The 15,226-nt window shown below is 66.3% G+C and carries 16 protein-coding genes; 5 read left to right on the top strand and 11 right to left on the bottom strand.

The genetic code is table 11. From position 1 onward, the window contains the following. The first annotated feature begins 31 nt into the window (after window positions 1-31). Window positions 32-901, top strand: a complete 870-nt coding sequence (locus tag ACFUJ1_RS00255; protein ID WP_378640837.1) for a polysaccharide deacetylase family protein — start codon at window positions 32-34, stop codon at window positions 899-901. Here the strand turns inward: ACFUJ1_RS00255 and ACFUJ1_RS00250 are convergent. Beyond that, window positions 898-1,650, bottom strand: a complete 753-nt coding sequence (locus tag ACFUJ1_RS00250) for a MerR family transcriptional regulator (protein ID WP_378640835.1) — start codon at window positions 1,648-1,650, stop codon at window positions 898-900. The two genes, ACFUJ1_RS00255 and ACFUJ1_RS00250, sit on opposite strands and share 4 nt — an antisense overlap. 267 nt (window positions 1,651-1,917) lie before the next feature. Between ACFUJ1_RS00250 and ACFUJ1_RS00245 the strand changes: the two genes are divergently transcribed. Both ACFUJ1_RS00245 and ACFUJ1_RS00240 read left to right on the top strand, forming a co-directional pair. Continuing rightward, window positions 1,918-3,180: a PucR family transcriptional regulator gene (locus tag ACFUJ1_RS00245; RefSeq protein ID WP_378640833.1), complete on the top strand. Its 1,263-nt coding sequence runs from the start codon at window positions 1,918-1,920 to the stop codon at window positions 3,178-3,180. Window positions 3,181-3,256: 76 nt separating this feature from the next. After that, window positions 3,257-4,354, top strand: coding sequence for a zinc-binding dehydrogenase (locus ACFUJ1_RS00240; protein ID WP_378640831.1), 1,098 nt, complete (start codon window positions 3,257-3,259; stop codon window positions 4,352-4,354). A 4-nt stretch (window positions 4,355-4,358) separates the two neighbouring features. Here the strand turns inward: ACFUJ1_RS00240 and ACFUJ1_RS00235 are convergent, their stop codons facing one another. From ACFUJ1_RS00235 to ACFUJ1_RS00205, 7 genes are all read right to left on the bottom strand, one after another. Next, window positions 4,359-5,084, bottom strand: coding sequence for an SDR family oxidoreductase (locus tag ACFUJ1_RS00235; protein ID WP_378640829.1), 726 nt, complete (start codon window positions 5,082-5,084; stop codon window positions 4,359-4,361). 175 nt (window positions 5,085-5,259) lie between these two features. Continuing rightward, window positions 5,260-5,985, bottom strand: coding sequence for an HAD family hydrolase (locus ACFUJ1_RS00230; RefSeq protein WP_378640828.1), 726 nt, complete (start codon window positions 5,983-5,985; stop codon window positions 5,260-5,262). Window positions 5,986-6,228: 243 nt separating this feature from the next. After that, complete coding sequence (locus tag ACFUJ1_RS00225; protein ID WP_378640826.1) at window positions 6,229-6,417, bottom strand: hypothetical protein; 189 nt, start codon at window positions 6,415-6,417, stop codon at window positions 6,229-6,231. Beyond that, window positions 6,414-6,770 (bottom strand): hypothetical protein, encoded by a 357-nt coding sequence (locus ACFUJ1_RS00220; RefSeq protein WP_378640824.1) that lies wholly within the window; start codon window positions 6,768-6,770, stop codon window positions 6,414-6,416. Before ACFUJ1_RS00220 ends, ACFUJ1_RS00225 begins: the two co-directional genes overlap by 4 nt. A 54-nt stretch (window positions 6,771-6,824) precedes the next feature. Next, window positions 6,825-7,157 carry a hypothetical protein gene (locus ACFUJ1_RS00215; RefSeq protein ID WP_378640823.1) on the bottom strand — a complete coding sequence of 111 codons (333 nt, stop codon included), beginning with the start codon at window positions 7,155-7,157 and terminating at the stop codon, window positions 6,825-6,827. A 79-nt stretch (window positions 7,158-7,236) separates the two neighbouring features. After that, window positions 7,237-7,731, bottom strand: a complete 495-nt coding sequence (locus ACFUJ1_RS00210; RefSeq protein ID WP_378640821.1) for a DNA-directed RNA polymerase subunit beta — start codon at window positions 7,729-7,731, stop codon at window positions 7,237-7,239. Then, a complete protein-coding gene (locus ACFUJ1_RS00205) occupies window positions 7,728-8,156 on the bottom strand; it encodes a hypothetical protein (protein ID WP_378640820.1) in 429 nt (142 codons plus the stop codon). The genes ACFUJ1_RS00210 and ACFUJ1_RS00205 overlap by 4 nt, the downstream gene beginning before the upstream one ends. A 547-nt stretch (window positions 8,157-8,703) precedes the next feature. Here ACFUJ1_RS00205 and ACFUJ1_RS00200 point away from each other — a divergent pair. Then, window positions 8,704-9,624: a hypothetical protein gene (locus ACFUJ1_RS00200; RefSeq protein ID WP_378640818.1), complete on the top strand. Its 921-nt coding sequence runs from the start codon at window positions 8,704-8,706 to the stop codon at window positions 9,622-9,624. A gap of 237 nt (window positions 9,625-9,861) precedes the next feature. On the opposite strand, the gene ACFUJ1_RS00195 is transcribed toward ACFUJ1_RS00200, so the two are convergent. The 3 genes from ACFUJ1_RS00195 to ACFUJ1_RS00185 form a co-directional block, all read right to left on the bottom strand. Then, window positions 9,862-11,814 carry a hypothetical protein gene (locus ACFUJ1_RS00195; protein WP_378640816.1) on the bottom strand — a complete coding sequence of 651 codons (1,953 nt, stop codon included), beginning with the start codon at window positions 11,812-11,814 and terminating at the stop codon, window positions 9,862-9,864. A 78-nt stretch (window positions 11,815-11,892) separates the two neighbouring features. Further along, window positions 11,893-12,528: an HAD family hydrolase gene (locus ACFUJ1_RS00190; protein ID WP_378640814.1), complete on the bottom strand. Its 636-nt coding sequence runs from the start codon at window positions 12,526-12,528 to the stop codon at window positions 11,893-11,895. Between the two features lie 776 nt (window positions 12,529-13,304). Further along, the gene (locus tag ACFUJ1_RS00185; protein WP_378640812.1) at window positions 13,305-14,180 is read right to left on the bottom strand and encodes a glycosyltransferase family 2 protein; all 876 of its coding nucleotides are present in this window, start codon (window positions 14,178-14,180) and stop codon (window positions 13,305-13,307) included. A gap of 162 nt (window positions 14,181-14,342) precedes the next feature. Between ACFUJ1_RS00185 and ACFUJ1_RS00180 the strand changes: the two genes are divergently transcribed. Continuing rightward, window positions 14,343-15,164 carry a helix-turn-helix transcriptional regulator gene (locus ACFUJ1_RS00180; RefSeq protein ID WP_378640810.1) on the top strand — a complete coding sequence of 274 codons (822 nt, stop codon included), beginning with the start codon at window positions 14,343-14,345 and terminating at the stop codon, window positions 15,162-15,164. The last annotated feature ends 62 nt before the right edge of the window (window positions 15,165-15,226 follow it).

Here is a 15,226-nt window from a genome sequence, read left to right as displayed (position 1 = left end):
CCGGCCGCGCGGACGGCCGAAACTGACTCTCATGACACGCCCCACCGTCCCCTTCGACTACCGGCCGATCACCGAGCGGCCACCGCTGAGCTGGCCCGGCGGCGCCGGCGTCGCCGTCTACGTCGGGCTCAACGTCGAGCACTTCCACCCCGACAAGCCGTCGACCAGCATCTGGCCCGGCACCGCCGACCTCGTCCCGGACGCGCTCAACTACGGCTGGCGCGACTACGGCGCCCGGGTCGGCTTCTGGCGCCTCGCCGAGATCTTCGACCGCAACGGGGTCCGCCCGAGCGTGCTGCTCAACGCCGAGGTCACCGAGCACTACCCGCAGATCGTGCGCGCCGGGGTCGAGCGCGGCTGGACCTGGCTGGCACACGGCCGCACCAACTCGGCGCTACACACCGGCTTCGCCCCCGGCGCCGAACGCCGCGAACTCACCGAGATCGTCACCGCCATCACCGAGGCCACCGGCGCCCGCCCGCGCGGCTGGATGGGCCCCGCGCTCACCGAAACCTTCGACACCCCGGCGCTGCTCGCCGAACTCGGCCTCGACTACGTGCTGGACTGGACCAACGACGATCAGCCCTACCCGCTCACCGTGCCCGGCATGCTGAGCGTTCCCTACACCGTCGAACTCAACGACATCGGTCTCTTCGTCGGCAAGAACACCACCGGCCCCGACTTCGTCCGGCTGGTGCGCGACCAGTACGAGCAGCTGCGCGCCGACGCCGCGGGCGGCAGCGGCCGGGTGCTGCCGATCGCGCTGCACCCCTTCGTCATCGGGCAGCCGTTCCGGGCCCGCTACCTGGACGAGGCGCTGGCCTTCCTCGCCGCGCAGCCCGACGTCTGGCTCACCACCAGCGACGAGATCGCCACCCACTACCGCGACAGCATCGGCTAGCGGCTCTCCGTGCCCGCCGCCTCGGCGATCAACTGCGTCATCTCGGTGATCTCGCGCCGGATCCGCCTGCGCATGGCCCGCCCGAACTGCTCGTCGGCCACGGTCCGCGCCACCGGGCGCAGCTCGGCGACGGCGCCGATCAGCCGCTCCAGGTTCTCCGGGGTCGGGTCGTCGAGCATGCGGTCGAGCACGTGGCTGCGGAAGGCGTGCACGAAGGAGAAGGCCATCCGGTCGAAGGCCGCCTCGATCTCCCAGCTCATCGCGAGCACCGTGCGCAGCGGAATGCCCACCGCGACCAGGGTCAGCGTCGCCTCCAGCAACCGGGCGCTGGGGTGGCTGTAGTGCTCGCCGCGGCGGCGCAGGTACCCCAGCTCGATCGCCTCCGCGAGCACCTCGGGGGTGAGTTGCTCGCCGAAGCGGGCGCGCAGCTCGGCGGCGGTCAGCTCGACCGGGTCGCTGCGCGTCCAGTCGACGGTGGCGACCGAGCCGAAGCCGAGGATCTCCGCCAGCCCGCGCCCCTTCTGCGCGGCGGTGAGCAGTTCCTCGATGCCGTCGAGCCGGTAGCCGCGGGCGACCAGGTCGCCGATCAGCCGCAATCGCTCCAGGTGGGCCGCGCTGTACCAGGCGGTGCGGCCCTCCCGGCGGGGCGGCTGGAGCAGCCCGCGCTCCTGGTAGTAGCGCAGCGTGCGCACCGGGATCCCGGCGTGCTCGGCCAGTTCGGTGACCCGGTACTCGCGCTGCTCGTCCACCGGGCCATCCTCGCCTCGCTCGAACCCTGCCGCCGCGCCGCGCCGTCCGCGGTGCCGCCCGATCCTGCCACCCGGCGCCGGGGACGGCCACCGACCGGCAACCATTCCACCCCGAGGTGGCAGCAAACTCCCACTTACCATAGCGTTCACTACGGAAAACCCGGCATCGAAACAGGTTCCACCCTGGTTATCGATCACGTACGCTGCAATTGTGACAGTTGCCACTGGCTGATCGAGTCGATGGGCAACCCAGCCAGGAGGGCAACGGTGATCGAGAACGCGCCCGCCACAGCGGATCTGCTCGTATCGGGGCGGCCCGCATCCGCCCACCTGCGCGACGTCCGGACCCTGGCGCGCCGCCTGGTCGGGCACTTCGCCGACAATGTGGTGCCCTGCGGCACCCTGCCCGGTGACGCGCTGAGCGGCGAGATCACCGTGGTCACCCGGATCTGCCTCGAGCTCGCGCTCGACCTGCTCGACGGCAGGGAGACCACCGACAAGACCGAGCGGGTGCAGGAGGCCGCCGCCGACTGGGCGCGCGAGGGCATCCCGATCGACGCCATCCACAACGCCGTGCACGAGGGGCTGCGCATCGGCTTCGACCTGATCGTGGCCAAGGCAGGCGCGCACGACTCCCCCGCCATGGTCGACCTGGCGCGCAAGTTCATGGAGATCCAGGACCGGATCACCCGCGCGGTCTCCACCGCCTACGTGCGCGAGCTGAAATCGGTGGTCTCCGAGCACCACACGGCCGTGCACACGCTCACCTCCGCACTGCTCGGCGGGCGCAGCACCTCCACCATGGCCAGGGAGAGCGCGGTCGCCATCGCCGACTCCTACCACGTGCTCGCGCTCGCCGTCCCGCCGCACCGCGACGAGCACAACATCGCGCTCGACACGCAGGTGGTGGCGCGGCGCAAGCTGCGCAGGCTGCAGGCCGCGCTGGCCGATCACTGCGGCGGCGACGCGCTGGCGCTGCTCAGCGTGGACGGCGGCACCGTGCTGCTGCCCACCGACCGCTACACCGAGCAGGCGCTGGACACCCTGATCGACCAGCTCGCGGTGGCCGCGCAGGTGCCGCTGGTCGCGACCACCGTGCGGGCCGGGCGCGAGGAGATCCCGCTCGCCACCGACCAGGCGCACGAACTGCTCGACGTGGTGCAGCGGCTCGGCTGGCCGCACCGGCTGCACCGCTTCGACGACCTGGTGCTCGAGTACCAGCTCGCCCGGCCCGGCCCGGCGCGCACCGTGCTCGCCGCCGCGCTCGAGCCACTCGACGGACAGCCCGACCTGCTGCAGACCCTGCGCACCTACATCGCCAAGGACCTGAACCGCCAGCGCACCGCGCGCGCCCTGCACGTGCACGCCAACACCGTCGACCACCGGTTCCGCCGGATCGGCCAGCTCACCGGCTTCGACCCCGGCCAGGCGCACGGCCTCTGGTACCTGCGCTCGGCGCTGATCGCCCGCGCCTTCGAGGCCGGAGCGGCGGCACCGGTGCGCCGTGCCGAGGATTCCGCTGCCGGATAGCCCGCCCGGCTGACACGATGGCCGCGAGAGCCACCGGCGAGCGAGGCGGTGGGAGCGGCGAGGTGAGGAGGGTGCGGTGCTGGCAGCCGTCTACTACGGTTCGGAACCCCGGCTGGTGATCGAGGACATCCCGCGCCCCGCGCCCCGGCGCGGCGAGGTGCTGCTGCGGGTCACCGCCTGCGGGGTGTGCCACACCGACCTGCACGTGCTGCGCTCCGAGGTCGCCTTCCCCACCCCCGCGGTGCTCGGGCACGAGGTCTCCGGGGTGGTCGCCGAACTCGGGCCGGAGGTCACCGGCGTCGCCGTCGGCGACGAGGTGGTGTGCAGCTTCATCATGCCGTGCGGGGACTGCAGGCACTGCGTGCGCGGCATGGAGGACCTCTGCGAGAAGTTCTTCGCCTACAACCGGCTCAAAGGGGCGCTCTACGACGGGGAGTCCCGGCTCACCGCCGCCGATGGGTCACCGCTGGCCATGTACTCCATGGGCGGGCTCGCCGAGTACTGCGTCGTCCCGGCCACCGACGTGTTCCGGGTGCCGGACGGGGTCGCGCTGAACCAGGTCTCCATTTTGGGGTGCTCGACCTTCACCGCGCTGGGTGCGCTGCGCACCGCCGAACTCGGGATCGGCGCGCGCATCGCGGTGGTCGCCGCGGGCGGGGTCGGCTCCTCGATCGTGCAGCTCGCCGCCGCGGCCGGGGCCGCCCAGATCATCGCCGTCGACCTCGGCGCGGAGAAATTGTCCGCCGTGGCCAAGCTCGGCGCCACGCACACCGTCGACGCCGCAACCGAGGACGTGGTCGCCCGGGTCAGGGAACTCACCGACGGGCACGGCGTCGACATCGCCTTCGAAGCGCTCGGCAATGCCGCCACCTTCGGCACCGCCCTCGACATCCTCGACGACGGCGGGCGCGCGGTCGTGGTCGGCATCGCCCCCGCCGGCTCCACCGGCGCCGTCGACTTGGCCCGGCTGGTACGCCGCAAGCTGGAGATCCGCGGCTCCTACGGCGCCAAGGCGCGCACCGACATGCCCGCGCTGCTGCGCCTGGTCGCCGCGGGCAGCGTCGCCCCGCAGGAGCTCATCACCCGCCGCTACCCGCTGGAACAGGCCGACGAGGCGTACCAGGCGCTCGCCCGCGGCGAGATCGTCGGCCGGGCCATCATCGAGATGGGCTGAACCGTCAGCGCTGCCGCGCGGGCCGCACCACGATCTCGTTGACATCCACCTCGGCCGGCTGGTGCAGCGCGTAGTCCACCGCGGCCGCGATCGCCTCCGGAGCCATGGCGTGCGCCCGATAGCCACGCATGGCCTCGGCGGCGCCGGGGTCGGTGATCGAGTCGGCCAGTTCGGAGGTCACCACCCCCGGAGAGACGGTGGTGACCCGAATCCCCGGCGCGCTCTCCTGCCGCAGCCCCTCGGTGATCGCCCAGGCCGCATGCTTGGTCCCCGAGTACACCGCGCTGGTCGGCACCACCTCGTGCGCGCCCACGTTCGCCACCGTGACGAAATGCCCGCTGTCCTGCGCGGTGAACCGGGGCAGGACAGCGGCGATGCTGTGCAGCAGCCCGCCGATATTGACGTCGAGCATGTGCTGCCACTCGTCCACGAGCAGCCGGTCCAGCCGCGAGAGCGGCATGACGCCCGCATTGGCGACGAAGGCATCGACCCGCCCGTACCGCTCGGCGGCCCGGTCGACGAAGTTCCGCACATCGGCGAGGTCGGTGACATCGACCCGCACCGGATGGATCCGGTCGTCGCGCTCGGCCAAGGCCCGCAGCCGGTCGGTGCGCCGCGCCCCGGCGAACACCCGGTGCCCGCGGGCCGCCGCCCGCAGCGCGACGGCTTCCCCGATGCCGCTGCTGGCACCGGTGACGAGGACGATCTTGCTGGTTTCGGTAGTGGTCATGGCTTCCACCGTGCTCGGCGCGCGGAGTCCGCGGCAGGGCGAGAAGTTCCTGGGAGCAGCGCACCCAGGCTCGCCCCCGCCGCCTACCGTCGGGGGCACAGCTTCCACGCAGTTCGGCGTGTATCCGAAAAGCGCAGCGCGCTCAGCTTGACCCGGCTGCGACGGATTGCCAGCATCAACGACTGTTGATCGACTCCATCGCTCCTCGGATTGCCTGCACGACCGCGTCGGGTTCCAAACGGCTGACTATTGCGTCGGGTAAAAGCTGCGCCAGCTCGTCGGCCGGCAGTCTGTGCGCTACCGCGACGACCCCGAAGCCTGCGTGACGTGCGGTCGCGATATCGTTCGGCGCATCGCCGATGATCACGGTCCGTGCCGGATCGAGCGGATATCCGAACCGCGCCCGAAATCGGTTCGCAACGAAGGCGGGCAGGTCGAACCGCTCGCGCGCATCCGAACCGAACGCACCGAGGTCCAGATCGAGGCCTGTCGCGAGACCCGCGACCCTGAGCTTGAATTCGGCTGATACACGCAGGTTGCCAGTGAGAACGGTCTGGACGAACCCGTTCTCCGCCAGAGCGGCGATGGTGTCGGCAGCGCCGGGGTACGCGGCCTGATCACGGGCAAGCTCCGCCTTGCCCTTGGCCATAACATCCATGAGCACGTCGGCGTACCGACCGAAACCTTGCTCCGCCGTGGCCTCGGCGACTCCGGAGGCGATAGCCGTATCGATGACGATCGACTCGTCGGTGTAGCCGTGAACGCGCGATGCGGGGAACACAACCGCCGACTCATCCAGGTGGTAGGTGCGAGCCACAGCCCGCCGAAGCCACCGCAGATCCGCCGGGATCAGAGTGCCGTCTACGTCCCAGACAACGAGTCCCGCATTTGTCTCAACCATGTTCACGGATTTTTGCAGACGAAGTTGCCGGCCGATGGCGCACCCGAGCAGCGCGAGCGTGACGGTTGATCAGCTTACGTCTGGAGTAGGTGACTGACCCATCGCCGGGTGAGAGATCAATTACGCGCTCTTCGCCCGTACCACCCGGCTTTATGTCGTAATCGGAGCCAACACCCGGTGGGGTGTGGCAGCCTTCAAGCCGTTGGCGGCACTTCCTCGGCCAAGTGGCCGACGAAGTATCGTTCACTGCAGTTCCTGGTCGCGGAGAAGGGCGAATTCGACGTCGGTCAAGGTCCCGGATTCCACGACTCGCCCGTCGGCGGTGACCAGTTCCCACCCGTAGGGCGGGGATTGGCGCCGTCGCACCTTCATGCCCTTCATCGCCGCGTTCTGCCTGGCTTCGAGCAGGCGTCTTTCGACTGAGTCACTCATCCGGCTCCTCGATGTCGACGAATCGAACTGTCGGCGTATCGGTCGAGGCGTTGGCCGGGTGGTTGCGGGCGGCGGCGGATAAGACCGGTGGGAACCAGCAGGTCGCACGCGAGTGTCATCGCGGCGTATCCGGTGCCGAAGTGAGCAAGGTCCGGGGCGATGACGGTATCGGCCCCGGCCTGGACAGCGGCGGCAATGGCGTAGGTGATGGGCATGTAGGTGTCGTGATCGATGGTCACGATTTCAGCCACCTGGAGCGCTTCAGCGTTGGCGAGGTCTTCGATGACCGCGCGATGGGTGGACATATCGCCGAGCAGGTCGAGATGAACAAGTCCGATTGCTCTGTCGCGCAATTTCTTCCGCCTCACTCATGGTGCGACCAGACCGATACTCGTCCTGGTTGCGGTTCAGAACGCGACGTTGTCGGTGGCCTTGTCATAGAGCCTGGTAGCACTAGGGACTCCGGACGTGGTGTAGGCGTTGACCAGCAGTGCCACGTAGTCCGCGGCGTGGGGATGGTCGGTGGTCGTGGTGGCGATGACCTGCAACAGCTTTTCCCGCGCCGAGTCCTCAAAGTTGCGGATACCGAGTTCGTCGAAGATCGAGGAACCATCGACTCCTTCTCTGCTGACCACCGCATCGGTGTTGAGCCATACGACCTGGTTCGCCAGCAGGAACACCGCGTACAGCAAGCGGGCGTGCGGGTGGTGGCGTGGGACATGGCCTGCGAGTGCGGCCATCAGCTCAGCCGAGGACGGCAGAGGTGTGGGCTCGGGAGCTGGGAGGGGGTTCGGTTCGGTCATTGATGGCCGGGGCCTTTCACGCTCGGGCAGGGATGCGGGGAATACAGGTGGTGATCGAGTTTTGATTCACCGCTGACAGCACGGTTCGGACGGAAGTGAGCACGGCCAGGCCGGAAGGGCGATACGGGCCGGGGGTGAGGGTGATCCACCGCCGGTAGAACACACCGCGCCCCTGCGGTGAGGGCAGGGGAACCTTGCCTGCCGGGCTCAAGGATCGCAACCCGCTGACTGTTCCAGAGCGGGCCTCCTGAGCTGCGACTGCGGCGGGAACATCGGAGCGGGTGAGAAAAGTCCATACCGCCCGGCACGGATGGCAGACGATCGGGCCACCGCCCTGCCGTCGCCGATCGAGGTCACCTTTCGCCAGCTGACCGATATACGAGGGCATCTCGATTGCCCAGATCAACCCGACGCGTACGTTGATCCCGCCGGTGGCCGGGTTGATCGTCGCTGGTAGGTGGAAGGTGTTGCGGTAGTACAGGCACCGGCTTCGTGCGCTGTCGGTGGTCATGCATCTTCTCCGAATCCGGTTCGCGCTTCCGCCACCGCGTCAACGGCTCGGACGTGTGCGATCAGCTCGGCGACGGCCTCGGCGGGCGGTTGGGTGGCGTAGGTGGCGGCATCACGAGCGGTGATCAGGTCGTCGGCCACCATGTGTTCCAGCAGCCGGGAATAGCCCCCGGTGCCGGGCGTGCACCTCTCACATCGGACGCGCAGCGCCCGCGCGTTCCCAATCTGCCGGTGGACGTTCGGGATGGTTTCGTTGTCTGCGGTAGCGCTCACCATGCGCGTCCCTTGCTTCTCTTCGGTGTGGACACCTCCCGTGCCCTCCAGAGCAGGCAGGGACTTCCACAGCAAGCCCGGATAACGCCGTGGAGAGCTGGTGTCGCTCTGGATGCGCGGTGCGGCCGCTGCCTGAATCGGTCGATCGGTCATGCGTCGCTCCTCCGGTTCGGCGGTGGGGCGGCACCTCTTGCCGCTTGACCACCCTTGAGCGCTGAGCGAAAACCCAACCCCGTGCAGATAGGCTGACGCAGTCGTGCGGCCGAAAGAAGGACAAACAAGGGGACATTGATCGGCCATTCTGGCTGCATAGCCTCACAAGATGGCCTATCTGAGGACTATTCTTGGCGGTATGGCAACTACTGGGAATGCCGCACTGCGGGCAGCGCGCCAGGCACTGGGGCTGCGGTCGCAGGGAGCGCTTGCAGATGCGCTCACAAGCGCCGCACGCGCGATAGGACTTCGTATCGAGGTCTCGGCCCGTACTGTCCGTCGATGGGAGTCCGCGGAACCGCCGTGGCCCCAACCTGAGCACGCGGCAGCGCTGGAGGCACTGTTCGAAAGACCAGTTACCGAATTGGGCTTCGCAGCTCCGTGGGCGGACGAATCGTCGGACGCCCCGAATCACCCGCAAGACGGGGTTTCCCGGGCACGGGCCAGCGGTGTCCGCCGGAGACAGGCAGGCGAGGTCCCGGCGCGCGTGGCCTACGAGTACGCGGCGATCACTGCCGCGCACCGCCGGCTGTACTGGTCCCTGCCTGCGGGTCAGCTCGAGAAGTCAGTAGCCGACCATGCTCGCCTCGGCCACGAGTTGATCCCCGAGATCGCAGCCTCCGCGACAGCCACTCTGGCCCGCGCCGTCGCCGAGTCGGCCCTGCTGGCGGGACGACTGGAGTTCTTCGATCTGAATCACGCAGGCGAAGCACAAGCCAACTTCGTGCTCGCCCTTCAAGCAGCACACGAATCCTCCGATGCCCTGCTCGGCGCCGCAGTGCTTGCCCACATGGCGTTCATCCCGGCCTTCTCGGGTGAAGCGATCCGCGCCGAAGAAGCGCGGGAACGGCTCCGCGCTGCGCGTGCTTTCGCCAGGCGCGGGGATGGCAACGCCGAGTTCACCGCCTGGTTGGACGCAGTAGAGGCCGAGGTGGAGACACGGTTCGGCGACACACGCGCTGCGCTGAGCCTGATCCGGCATGCCGAAAACGTCTACGGCACCCACGACCAGAACACCACACCGTCGCCGGAGTGGATGGACTGGTTCTCCCCGACACGACTCGCTGGATTCAAGGCCAACACCCTCATCACCACCGGCCACGGCCGGGAAGCGTTGGCGACACTGGAGCAGGTCCTCCGTGAGCTGCCACCCGAGTCGGTGAAGCAGAGGTCGGTCTATCTCGCTGACGCCGCCGCAGCGTGCGCACTTGAGCAACGTCCGGAAGATGCGTGCAGCTACCTTGAGCAGGCCTTAGACGCGACCAGGAAACACTGGTACGCAACAACAGTGGAAAGGGTGAAAACCGTCCGCCAGACCTTGCGGAAGTGGGACTCGATCCCGGCCGTGCGAGCCTTAGACGAGCGACTGTATGACTGGCACACGACAGTCAACTCCGTCTCGCTTTGAAGGTTCCAACAGGATCGGTTAGGTACTATTTTTGATCTCATGGCGCCTGTCCAGTCGTAGAGGTGCGATGCCAACGATCGTGGACGATGAGTTGTCGGCAGCGGTCAAGCCGTGCAGTCGGGGGCAAGGATCGGAAACGTTGAGGCCGGCAGGCCGTGGGGATAGACAACCTCGATGTGGTGTATTTCGACTGAGAAGGAATTCGAATTCGACAACTGATCGGTGTCTCGTCTCAGGTTACGGCGAAAACAAGTTCTTCAAATTTCCACCTTTCCTGAGGATATCGATCCTCCGGCGGTATTCGTCTCGCTGACGTGTTGCATAAGTATTCACTTCTTCGCCGATGACAATCGCCCGGATAACGGTATTCAGAGCATTACGCCCCATTATCAGAGCGAAATCAGCGATGCTTTCGCAAGCTGCGGCAGATAAGGTGCCTCCGTGGATCGCGGCGTTTCGGGACCGCGTCAAACGGTTCACTCGAGCTTCGAGTAGTCGGAACTCGGAATCGAAGGAGCGCCCGAGTGTCGTCGTTGAACAGAGCAAGTCATCGGTTTCGCTGAGCTGACGTACCAGCCAATGTTTCGAATAAATTTGCCTCAATGTTCCTACATGCGCCAGAGCTTTCTGGTTATCGATTCTCATGCTCCAGCCCGATTCCTCAATTTCTTCCCGTATCGCCCAGAGGTCAGGTTGGTCCGGCGCGCCAGGTGTGCGGTCCGGCGTATATTTGATAACGGCCGCAAAGACATCGTGTCCGATACGATCTACTAATTCTGTGACCGCGTACTCATCGAATAGATACGCCTCAGCAAACCCGTACCAACGGTATCTCTCGAGAGGTGCCACCCAGGTGTTGCAGTGCTCAATAGCCCTGACCGCGGCTGTAACAACCCCCTGCGGGTCTTCCCGGGGAACGCTCGTAAGCGCAGTAAGTAGCGCGAGGACTGGCTGCAACCGTTGCGCACCCTCGCTGGTGACCAGAAATCCACTAGCAGTCATCTCGCGCAGATTAGTGGAGAAGTAATCGTTCTCAAAGAATATTGTATCGGGCCTCGGCCGCTTCGGTCCCCATTCAGTCGGCCGCGGATTGTAGGATTGGTTGCCAAAAATCAGCGTGCCGCCGAGAATCTTCCACATCTGCTCAGGTATTCCAACTACCGTCATTACCGTATCCAGGTACAGTCGAGCCACCTGTACGGCACGGTGCCGTTCGACTCCTTCGACGGTAACTCTGGCGTAAACGAGCCGTGGACGATGCTCAAACCCAGTGAATTCATCCATCTCGTCGGACAATTGATGGTCACGAATCTGGTCGGTCAGCAGTTCCTCGGGCACGACCGGGAATGTTTTCCGTGCACGCTCGTGGTCACAGAGTGCGCTGGCGAGCTTTTGTGCGCCGTAGAATGTGACCGAGCCGTGGGTAACGCATGGGTAGCCTTTGACGAAAGCCGGCTCAAGACGGAACCAGATTACGTAATCCCTAGTCGGTGGCGTCGCCACGATGCAACGTTTGGCGAGGTCGGCAAGTTCATTGCCGCTCAAAGTCGATGGCGCACGAATATCGGCCAGTGAGAGCGGCTCAACTGGGTCGCCAACCATAATTTGAGCATCCCTCACGCTATTGACGTAGCCAAAGAGAACATTCACAGCGGTTGACATTGGGCTCCAAAACCAGCGCCCTTGCCGACGCAAATCACTCAACCCAACTAATGTGTCTCGAAGATATGCAATCCGCTCGTACGGATACTTAATATAGTCGATATCACGGCAGGCTTGCACCAGGTCACCCCAAGCTGCGGCTAGCGCTTCGTCGGGGCTCAAAGCTTTGGCCAGTTCATCGACCTGTTTGGCAAGCTGGGGCCTTATGCTGTCGTTGACGTCATGCACTCTCCCCTTCTTATGCACCAGAAGTTGGTTCATGATTGTTTTGTGAACGACCGCCGATTCGGAGGCGACAATTGAATTAAGATTCGGACCGATCCAATCGACAGCTTCGCTGAGGTCCGAGGCCATCGACCGCCAGTCGCGTACTTGCTGTCCAGTGTGTGTGCGTGCATCGATACAGGCGGTTGAGATTTCGTCAACGATTGCGGTCAGGGGCATGAGGCCAGCAGTACAGGTGATTAATTCTTCCCGCCCCGTATGCTCATTGAGTTCCTCAAGCCACCGATCTCGCTGTTCGAACATCCAACCTCCCTGGTGAGTGCTGAATTGATAACAGAACTACACGATTTAGCGGCGGTGCTCAGTTCGAGGCCGCCAGTACTAGCCATGGATCTGAACGATGTCCACCAACTCGGACAGGCTCGTAATGCGCCAGTCGGACAGATCGGCAACGTCTTTCCGCCCGCGGTGAATCCAGCCCCATGGACCCCGCTGGATGTAGGCCGTGCGCATACCGACCTCGGCCGCCGGCGTGATGTCGTTGTCGATCCGATCCCCAACGTAGACGATCTCCGACGCTAAGAACCCCGACACCTCCACCACCTTTTCGAAGAAGGCGGTGTCCGGCTTCTGAATCCCCCAATCGTCCGAGGTAGCGACAAAATCACATGGCAACTCAAGCCCTCGGAGCAACCCACCTGCGCGTGTGGTCTGGTTGCCGACGACGCCGACCCAGATGCCCCGCTCACGTAACGTTGTCAGTGCTGGGCGGACATCGGCGTACAGATCATCCTCACCGAACCACTCGGGCTGTCCGGCATCTGCACGAGCCTGCCGCTCGCGGTCCAAGTCGAATCCCGGGCGGAACACCTGGAAGGTCTCCCGGTAGTCCAGTCCCTGCGAGAGGATCGCTCCGAAGACAGCAGCGAAAGTGTGGCGTGGAACGCCCAGCCAATCGGCCCATGTCCCGTACTCGCGTGTCTCGTCCACCAGCGTTTCGCCGACGTCGAACACCACAGCTCGAATGGGCACTGCTCCTCCTGATGCGGTCGGGATACGCGGCATCGCCGCCGTCTGCGCGGGGCCAGTCTAGGACGGCGGGCCGCGCACGATTCAACAGCGCAGTTCTGCGGTGCGACCGTCCGATAGCTGCAGGTCGGGTCCGTGGCCGCAGTCGTGTTGTCGATCGCACTGGAACAGTCCTCTGCGCCTCACCAGCCGAGTCCGAGGCTGATTCTGGGCCGCAACTGGCGTAAGAGTCGGGGCTGAACTCGGCGTCGTAGACCGGCTCGTGGTCGGAGAGGTCACCGGGAGCGGCGGCGTCGATAGCGTCCGTGATGGCTCTCCCCATCGGGGCCGGCTCGAGCTCGGGAGTGGTCGGTGGTTTTGCTTCCGGCTCGGGGTGTCGTCGTAGCTGGTTGGGGGTGCGTTCTGGGAGTTGGATCTCGGCGCGGTCTATTTCGAGGCGTGCCCAAAGTGCGGCGGCGGCCATCTCGCCGGTTAGTGGTCTTGCCCGGCTGGCGTGGGTGAGCTGGTATTCGATGTCGTGTCCGGCTCTAACGGCGGTGTCGAGGTGGGTGGCGATAAGTGGCCAGGTGGAGTCTGTGCTGATGTGCGGGTCGATTCGGTCCACGGTGGCGGCCCACCGATGTTGCGATGAGTGTGTGTCGTCGCTGGTCTCGCGGCTGCGGCGGTCGAGTAGTTGTTGATAGTCGCGTTCCGCGGCGAGGAGCCGATGGGACGGTGGTCGGGGTCGGGGATGTGGAGCCCGGCTCGCCAGCTGGCGAAGTCGGCTAGCGGTTGGCCGTGCGCTGGCGCAGCGCTGTCAGTGCCACCGCGACCGCGCCGCGCACGATCAGTCCGGCCGCGACCAGCGGCGCGAACACCAGCCACCCGGTGCCCCGGTGGTAGTCGCAGTAGAACCGCAGGGCGCTGCGGTGGTGGGTGCGGACCTTGCGGTACGGCGCGGACCGCATACTGCCGCCCTCGCGGTGGCGGATCTCCACGCTCGGATCCAGCACCACCCGGTATCCCGCGCGGTGCATATCTAGCGCCATCTTGGTTTCCTCGAAGTAGAGGAAGTAGCGGTCATCGAAGCCACCGACCGCGTCGAACGCCTCGCGCCGGAACAGCATGCAGCACCCGGAAATCCAGTCCACGTCGGTCACTCCGGTTACCGGGGTGCCGAAGTAGCGCCGCGTGGCCGGGTTGCCCGGCCAGACGCCGCCCAGCAGGGCGTGGGCGATGCCGACTGCCAGTGACGTGAATCGCCGCCCGCTCGGGTACGGGGTGCCGTCCAAGCGGGCGATCCGCGGCCCGATCATGCCGATACGCGGATCGGAGGCCGCCGTGTCGACCAGTGTTGCGATCGAGCCCGGCATCAGCTGGGTGTCCGGGTTGGCGACGAGAATCCACTCCGCACTGGTCGCGGCAGCACCCTGGTTGATCGCCGCGGCGAGCCCGACGTTGCGGGGGTTGCGGATGACGCGGCCACCGAACTCTTCGACAATTTCGGCGCTGCGGTCGCTAGAAACGTTGTCGACACCGATCACCTCGACCGCGTACGGCTCCACGGCAGCCGCCAGCGTCTCCAGGAATCCGGGCAGGTCCTCGGCGCTCTGGTAGGTCACCAAGGCCAAGCTGACGGTCTTGTCATCCGAGCTGAGCATGTCGGCGAACCTACCACCGCCGAGTGGCCCCCGAGCCACTAAATACGTCACCGACCAGGCGGTTTGTCAGCTCGATACGCGATTTAAATGCCGGCAGGGCGGGAAGTTCCTGGGAGCAGCGCCCCCAGGCTCGCCCCCGCGCCGCCACCTACCCTCGAACCCATGGCTTCCACGCAGTTCGGCGCCTATCTGAAAGCGCGCCGCGCCGAGCTCGACCCCGCCACGATGAACCTGCCGAGCACCGGGTACCGGCGGGTGCCGGGGTTGCGGCGCGAAGAGGTCGCGTTGCTGGCCGGAATCTCCGTCGACTATTACGTCCGGCTGGAGCAAGGCCGGGAGCGGACCCCGTCGGCGCAGGTCGTCGAGGCGCTGGCGGCGGCGCTGCGGCTGGGTGACGATGCCCGCGAGCATCTGTTCCGGCTGGCCGGGCTCGGCCCGCGGGCGCGCGCCGCGGGCGGGCTGGACCGGGTCGATCCGAGCCTGGCGGCGCTGCTGGCGGCCTGGCCGGACAACCCGGCCGTCGTCTACAACCGCGCCTACGACGTGCTCGCGTCGAACCCGATCGCCGACATCCTGTTCCACGGCTGGGCGCACTCGACCAACCTCGTGCACGTGGTCTTCACCGACCCGGCCGCACGCACCTTCTACCGCGACTGGCACGAGGTCGCCCGCAATACTGTGGCCGGGTTCCGGCTGAACCACGGCAAGGCGCCGGACGATCCGCGCATCCGGCGGGTGCTTGCCGAACTGCTCGCCGCGAGCCCCGACTTCGCCGAGCTGTGGGGCAGGCACGACGCGCGCGGGAAGGCGCTGGAGAGCAAGCGGTTCCAGCACCGCGACGTCGGGCCGTTGACGCTGACCATGCAGACCTTCGACGTGCGCTCCAGCCCCGGGCAGGAGCTGGTCGTCTACCACGCCGAGGAGGGGTCGGCGAGCAGCGACGCACTCACTCTGCTCGGGGCGCTGGCGGCTACGCGCGGATAGGGGTTCTCCCGGATTCCGCTTCTTTACTCGCGGGCGTATATTCGTCTGCGAGTAAAGGAGGC

The organism is Nocardia sp. NPDC057227 (assembly GCF_042669725.1).
GTDB lineage: Bacteria > Actinomycetota > Actinomycetes > Mycobacteriales > Mycobacteriaceae > Nocardia > Nocardia asteroides_A.
This window is presented reverse-complemented; position numbering and strand designations above follow the sequence as displayed.

What these genes read in the sequence shown, in the direction of transcription:
- ACFUJ1_RS00210 (WP_378640821.1), bottom strand. Translation starts at nt 7,731, where the DNA reads ATGACCACCGACAGCGCACGAAGCCGGTGCCTGTACTACCGCAACACC.
- ACFUJ1_RS00235 (WP_378640829.1), bottom strand. Translation starts at nt 5,084, where the DNA reads ATGACCACTACCGAAACCAGCAAGATCGTCCTCGTCACCGGTGCCAGC.
- ACFUJ1_RS00180 (WP_378640810.1), top strand. Translation starts at nt 14,343, where the DNA reads ATGGCTTCCACGCAGTTCGGCGCCTATCTGAAAGCGCGCCGCGCCGAG.
- ACFUJ1_RS00230 (WP_378640828.1), bottom strand. Translation starts at nt 5,985, where the DNA reads ATGGTTGAGACAAATGCGGGACTCGTTGTCTGGGACGTAGACGGCACT.
- ACFUJ1_RS00255 (WP_378640837.1), top strand. Translation starts at nt 32, where the DNA reads ATGACACGCCCCACCGTCCCCTTCGACTACCGGCCGATCACCGAGCGG.
- ACFUJ1_RS00195 (WP_378640816.1), bottom strand. Translation starts at nt 11,814, where the DNA reads ATGTTCGAACAGCGAGATCGGTGGCTTGAGGAACTCAATGAGCATACG.
- ACFUJ1_RS00185 (WP_378640812.1), bottom strand. Translation starts at nt 14,180, where the DNA reads ATGCTCAGCTCGGATGACAAGACCGTCAGCTTGGCCTTGGTGACCTAC.
- ACFUJ1_RS00205 (WP_378640820.1), bottom strand. Translation starts at nt 8,156, where the DNA reads ATGACCGATCGACCGATTCAGGCAGCGGCCGCACCGCGCATCCAGAGC.
- ACFUJ1_RS00215 (WP_378640823.1), bottom strand. Translation starts at nt 7,157, where the DNA reads ATGGCCGCACTCGCAGGCCATGTCCCACGCCACCACCCGCACGCCCGC.
- ACFUJ1_RS00225 (WP_378640826.1), bottom strand. Translation starts at nt 6,417, where the DNA reads ATGAGTGACTCAGTCGAAAGACGCCTGCTCGAAGCCAGGCAGAACGCG.